Source organism: Geobacillus sp. ZGt-1 (assembly GCF_001026865.1).
GTDB lineage: Bacteria > Bacillota > Bacilli > Bacillales > Anoxybacillaceae > Geobacillus > Geobacillus thermoleovorans.
In genome coordinates, this window is the sequence record NZ_LDPD01000012.1 from 86,270 (window position 1) to 92,723 (window position 6,454).

The window sequence follows — 6,454 nt, forward strand, 5'->3', positions numbered from 1 at the left end:
GGTCACACCGGCGTTGCTTGTCGCGATGATGACGGTGTCTTTGAAGCTGACGGTGCGGCCTTGGCTGTCGGTTAAGCGGCCGTCTTCCAAAATTTGCAGGAAGATGTGCTGTACATCCGGGTGCGCTTTTTCAATCTCGTCGAGCAAGATGATGCTGTACGGATTGCGGCGCACTTTTTCTGTCAGCTGGCCGGCTTCTTCAAAGCCGACATAGCCCGGCGGCGAACCGATCAGCTTCGAGACCGAATGTTTCTCCATGTATTCGCTCATATCGAGGCGAATCATGGCGTCTTTTGTGCCAAACAGCTCTTCAGCGAGCGTTTTGGCGAGCTCCGTTTTCCCGACGCCGGTCGGGCCGACAAACAAGAACGAACCGATCGGGCGGTGTTTCGCTTTCAAGCCGGCGCGGCTGCGGCGGATCGCCTTGGCGACTTTTTTCACCGCTTCCGCTTGGCCGATCACTTTTTTCGCCAAGTTTTCTTCGAGATGTTTCATTTTTTCTTTTTCATCGGCTTGCAGTTTGCCGACCGGGATGCCGGTTTTCTCGGCAATGATTTGCTCGATGTCCGCCACATCGACTGTTGGGCGTTCTTGGGTGACGCCTTGCTCGAGTTGTTTCTCAAGCTTCAGCTCTTCAGCGCGCAGTTTCGCCGCCAGTTCATAGTTTTCCTCTTTCGCCGCTTGTTCTTTTTCTTTCGCGATTTGGATCAATCGCTCTTGCAGTTGCTTTTCATCGGTCGGGCCGAGGCGCAAGTTCGCTTTCGAGCCGGCCTCATCCAACAAGTCGATCGCCTTGTCCGGGAGGAAGCGGTCTTGAATGTAGCGGTGCGACAATTTCACGCACGCTTCGATCGCCTCGTCCGTATAGCGGACATGATGGAATTGTTCATATTTTGGCTGAATGCCTTTTAAGATGGCGATCGCTTCCTCAACGGTCGGCTCGTGGACGATGACCGGTTGGAAGCGGCGCTCAAGAGCCGCGTCTTTTTCAATTTGCCGGTATTCTTTGAGTGTCGTCGCCCCAACGACTTGCAGTTCCCCGCGGGCGAGCGCCGGTTTTAAAATATTGCCGGCGTCCATCGAGCCTTCAGCGGCGCCAGCGCCGACGAGCAGGTGGATTTCGTCAATGAACAAGATGATGTTTTTCCGCTCTTGCAATTCGGCGATGAGCCGTTTCATCCGCTCTTCAAACTGGCCGCGGATGCCGGTGTTGGCAACAAGCGAAGCGACGTCAAGCAAGTACACTTCTTTGTTCAACAGTTTTTCTGGCACTTGCCCTTCGGCGATTTTCAGCGCGAGCCCTTCAACGATGGCTGTTTTCCCGACACCCGGCTCCCCGATCAACACCGGGTTGTTTTTGTTGCGGCGGTTTAAAATTTCGATCACGCGGGCGATTTCTTTGTCGCGGCCGATGACCGGATCGATCAAGCCCGCTTTCGCCATTTGCGTCAAGTTGCGGCCGAATTGATCCAAAAATCCACCGCCATGGCTTTGCGGGCGCTTCGCCATCGTTTTCGGCGCGCTCATTCCGGCGTTGGCGGCTGTGAACGGGCTAGTAAAGAAGTCATCAAAGGAAAACGGTGAAAAGCCGAAGTTCATCGGAATGGACAGTTGTTGTTTTTGCTTTTCATAGCATTCATGGCACAGGTGAAGTTGTTGTTTTTCCCCGTTCCATTGCAAGTTGACAAACACTGTTGCTTCACGTTGTTGGCATGCTTGGCATAGCATGAGACATACCCCCTTTTCTCTTATTCGGGATTTGACTTTGACTTTCTTTGACTTTCTGACTTTATTATACTTTGACCTTTTTTGACTTTCAAGTGTTTTGTACAAAAAAATTGTGATAACGATGAAATGTTTTTGAAAAAATGGTGAATACTAATGTAGGTGCGGCAAAGCTATGATAAAGTGAAAAACAGAAAAAGAGGCGGAAAAGACTCCGTCTTTGGTGCTGACGATGATCATGAATTTGAAGGAAAAAGGAGAAAGGTGAAGATGAGAAGACATGTTGGTTTCGCGTTTGCTGTTGTACTTTTGGGGATGATGATCATGGCTGCTTGTACAAATCACAACAAGCAAGCCGAGACGCCGGCCGTGCTTGAAGTGAAAATGGATGTTCCGGATCACATCGATTTGAACAAACCGACCAAGCTCGCCTGCGTCGTGACGTACGGCGGTGAAAAAGTGGACGATGCGAGCGAAGTCAAGTTTGAAGTATGGAAACACGGAAGCAGCGAGCGGGAAATGCTTGAAGCGAAGCATGACGGCGATGGCCGCTACTCGGTGGAAAAAACATTTACCCAAGCGGGAACATATTCGGTCGTCGCCCATGTGACGGCGCGCGATATGCATAACATGCCGAAAAAAGATATTGTCGCCGGCAACCCGGAACAGGCGGCGACGGCCGACGGTGCGCGCGAAAATTCCCAAGGCAGTGCTGAAGAAAATCATCATGGCGCCGTCGCCATTTCGCTGTCGTCCCGTTCGTTCGAAGCCGGAAAACCGGCGGCATTGACCGTTCACCTCACCAAAGATGGGAAGCCGTTTACGAACGCCACCGTTCGCTTTGAGATTTGGCAGGCGGACAATAAGCATGAATTTGTGGATGCAGATGAAAAAGGAAACGGCGAATACGAAGCAATGGCCACGTTTGCCAACAAAGGAACGTATTCGGTGAAAGTGCACGTCGAAGGAAGCGGCGGGCTGCACGAACATCAAGTCGAACAAGTGACGGTTCAGTAACGAAGGATGCCGAGGGAGGCATCCTTTTTTTCTACTCGTCTTTCTTGTCCGCTGCGGACATATATATGGAAGTAAAGCAACGGACAAGGAGAAGGAGAGGGCAGTCAGTGAAGAAGAAAGCGGAATGGTCGGAAGNATGGCAAATCGCCGCTGTTTACGTCGGCACGGTGATTGGAGCGGGATTTGCGACTGGCAGGGAAATTATTGAATTTTTTACCCGCTACGGAATGGCTGGGACGATCGGGGTGGCGGTCAGCGGCGTTTTGTTCACATGGGGCGGCGCGCGCCTAATGGTGATGGCGCGCCGCATTGGAGCCGCGTCCTATGATGAATTGAATCGCTATTTGTTCGGAAGAATGTTGAGTCCGTTTGTGACGCTTGTGATGACGGCGATGATCGCGGGGGTGACGGCGGTGATGATCGCCGGGGCGGGTGCCGTGTTTGAAGAGCAGCTCGGCTGGACACGGCAGGCAGGCGTCGCGCTGACGCTCGGGTTGGCGCTTCTTGTCATGTTGTTTGACCGCAAAGGGCTGTTTGGCGTCAACGTGTTTGTCGCGCCGATGATGGTGCTGTTCAGCGCCATCGCCTTTGTGAAAACAATCGTGGCTGGCGATTTGTGCCGTCCGGACATGGCTGCGGTGGACTATTCCCTCAAGGCGATGTTGTCCCCGTTTTCCTATGCGGCCTTTAACTTGGCGATGGCCCAAGCGGTGCTTGTCCCCATCGCCCGCGAAGCGACCGATGAGCGAGCGGTGAGGCGCGGAGCGATGTTAGGCGGAATGGTGTTGACGGTTTTGCTGCTGTTGAACCATATGGTGCTGCTGTCGTTTCCACACAAGGACGATTATGATATTCCAATGGCCGAAGTCGTTCATACGTTTTTTACTGTGTTGTATTGGCTTTATGTCGTCGTCATTTACGGAGAAATTTTTACATCGGTCATCGGCGGCATGTTTGGACTTGCACGCCAAGTGCGCGTTTGGGCGCCGCTTGGCGGGAAATGGCTGGGCGTGCTGCTCGTTTTGCTGTTTGCGGCGGTCAGCCCGTTTCATTACGGGGAGCTGCTGTCATTCATCTATCCGCTGTTTGGTTATATGAGTCTTGTGCTGTTGTGGCTTCTTTGGCGCCGGCAGCTGCCGCGCCGGTAAATGAGCCCTTTCGTTCCCCAAAGTTTTTTGGTGAAGGGGGACGAAAGGGCTTCGTTTCGTTATGAGTGGAAGCGGGCGATCATTTTTTCTAAATCGCGCGCTGCTGCAGCCAACGTGTCGGCTTCCCGCGCCAACTGGTGAAGGGCGAGCGTCTGTTGCTCAAGCCCCGCCGCCGTTTCTTGCACCATATTTGAAAAATCGGCGGCGACGGTGCGTACGTCTTCCATCAGTCCGCCGAGCTGCTCGCCATCGGCGGTGATGGCGTTAACATACGCTTCGTTTTGCTGAAGCAAGTCGTTCAGTTGGGCGAACATGCCTTGAAACGATGTGAACGTTTCCCCTGTTTTCCAAAGAGAGTCTTTCGTTGTTTCAACGCGGAGGCCGCTTCCTTGTACAGCTTGCACCGTTTCTTTGAGCGCGTTCGTCATGGCGTCGAGCGAAGCAAAAATTTCAGCGGCGAACGCGTTTGTATCTTCAGCGAGCTTTCGGACTTCTTCGGCGACGATCGAAAAACCGCGGCCCGCTTCACCGGCCCGCGCCGCTTCGATCGAGGCGTTTAGGGCGAGCAAGTTCGTTTGTTTGGCGATCGTGCGAATGGCGGCGATCATCTCATGAACGCGCGCTGCTTCATTGGCTGCTTTGTCGATGAGGGCAGTCATTTCGCCGATGCCGCGCTGCATCGCGTCCATGTTTGTTTTCGTTTCCTCAATGAGGCGGATGCCTTCTGCTGCTGACGACCAAGCGTCGCCCGCTTGCCGTACGACGCGTTCAACGGCGGCCCGCATGAGTTGCACGCGTTCCACCATCTGCCCGATGACGTCACCCGCTTGTTCGACAGCGGTCGTTTGTTGTTTCGCCCCTTCGCGGAACGTTTCAACAGCAGCGGCGATTTCGTCAAACGATTCAGAGAGGCGGCGCATTTCCATTTGTTGCTCATGGCTGACATCATGCACCGTTTTGGCCGCTTTGCCAAGCTCATTGATGATCGTGCGGATGCCGAGAATCATTTTGTTGATTTCGTAGGCGATTTGATGAAATTCATCCCGTTTTCCCGTCGTTTTCACTTCTGTCCGCAATTGACCCGAGGAGACAGTGCGGGTGACGCTGTACCAATGGCGAAGCTGGGCGGCAATGGCCCGATGCCAGGCGGCGCCAAGCCCAAGCCCAACCGCAGCGGCGCACAGCGCGGCCAAAACGGGCGGCGCCCCTGCGATGGAAGCGGCCAGCCCAACGGCTGCGGGCGCGATGGCGATGCTTGCTAACGCCCATTGCAAATACGGACGGTGCATGAGCCGCCCCATCCGCAAATTGATCCGCCTTCCGCCCGGCTCCGTCCAAAGCGGGCAGCTGGCGTCAATCAACACTTCGCCTGTATCGCGTTCGTACACTTGCAAGAGCGGCTCGTTCGTGCGGGCGGCAGCCAGCCCGACCGGGTCGGCAAACACCCTTCCCTCGCGGAGGCGGTTCGTATGAACGAGTCCGTATCCGTTTTCATCGACAAGAACAAAATATTCATCATGGCCAAGCTGTTCATCCAACAAGGCGCGGATGCGGTCGAGCTGCTCTTCAAGCGGGCGCGTTCGGTCGATGGACCGCCGCAGTGCTTCCGCCGTTGCTGTTACTTTTTTTAACGCCTGTTTTGCCCGGCGCCGTTTCGTCAATTTGTTCATAGACGATTCTCCTTTTTTTATTTGTCTATTTTCAATAATATATAGAAGATTTTGTCGAATCAATAGGATGAAAGGGGGATGCATAAAAATATCGATCGATTGGAAGACTATGCCGTAAACGGAAAGGCGAGGGGATCATCGTGGGTTGGTTCTCGTTTTGGAAGAAAAAGAAAAAGCGCCCCGCACAGAGGAATCTTTCGCAACTTTGGGAAAAGCTTCGGCAATCGAGCGATTTTGTCGAAGTGTCGTTTGTTGTCGGAGGCAAGGAGCTGTCGATTTACTATTTCGATTCGCTCGTTGATCCGCAAGTGCTGCAAGAGCGGATTTTTTGCCATTTGCAAAACGACATTCCCCAGCATCCGAACGTCCGATTGGAAGACTTGCAGCAAATCGTGCCGATTCAGCGCATTGAAGTGAGCGAAGACACGGCGCTGATTGAAGAGAAGGTGCTGAAAGGGTTTGTCGCTGTTACATTCCGCGAGCAACCGAACAAAGCGGCGCTCATGGGCGCCGCGGCTGAAAATTTGGGGCTTCGGGAAAACAATGATTCGGAAAACGAATTCAGCGTCGTTGGGCCCAAAGTCGGATTTGTGGAAAATGTCGGCGTCAACTTGCATCTCATCCGCCGGCAAGTGGTGACGCCAAATCTTGTGTTTCGGGAAATGTCGATCGGTTCGATGTCGAAAACGAAAGTGATCATCGCCTACATCGACGGTGTCGTTAATCCGGAAGTCATTCAAACGGTGACGCAGCGGCTTGAGTCCATTCATTTTGACGTCGTGTTTGACAACGCTATTTTGGATCAGCTGCTCGCGGACAATTCGCGGACACCGTTTCCTCTTTTTATCTCGACCGAGCGGATCGACCGGGCCATTTATGCGCTTGTGTCGGGGC

At 53.5% G+C, this 6,454-nt stretch carries 4 protein-coding genes and 1 pseudogene; 3 read left to right on the top strand and 2 right to left on the bottom strand.

The genetic code is table 11. The features are described from left to right. Positions 1-1,728, bottom strand: a 1,728-nt coding sequence (locus VU18_RS04130) for an ATP-dependent Clp protease ATP-binding subunit (RefSeq protein ID WP_047757696.1), incomplete at its 3' end; no start/stop codon positions are given. 267 nt (positions 1,729-1,995) lie between these two features. On the opposite strand from VU18_RS04130, the gene VU18_RS04135 reads away from it, so the two are divergent. Beyond that, a complete protein-coding gene (locus VU18_RS04135) occupies positions 1,996-2,742 on the top strand; it encodes a FixH family protein (protein WP_025039183.1) in 747 nt (248 codons plus the stop codon). Between the two features lie 136 nt (positions 2,743-2,878). Further along, positions 2,879-3,890, top strand: a pseudogene (locus VU18_RS04140) (hypothetical protein); the annotation flags it as partial. 59 nt (positions 3,891-3,949) lie between these two features. Here VU18_RS04140 and VU18_RS04145 read toward each other — a convergent pair. Next, on the bottom strand, positions 3,950-5,560 hold the full coding sequence (locus VU18_RS04145) for a methyl-accepting chemotaxis protein (protein ID WP_014195295.1): 1,611 nt from the start codon (positions 5,558-5,560) through the stop codon (positions 3,950-3,952). A gap of 140 nt (positions 5,561-5,700) precedes the next feature. Between VU18_RS04145 and VU18_RS19170 the strand changes: the two genes are divergently transcribed. Then, positions 5,701-6,454: spore germination protein (locus VU18_RS19170; RefSeq protein WP_047757713.1), on the top strand; the 754-nt coding region annotated here is incomplete at its 3' end.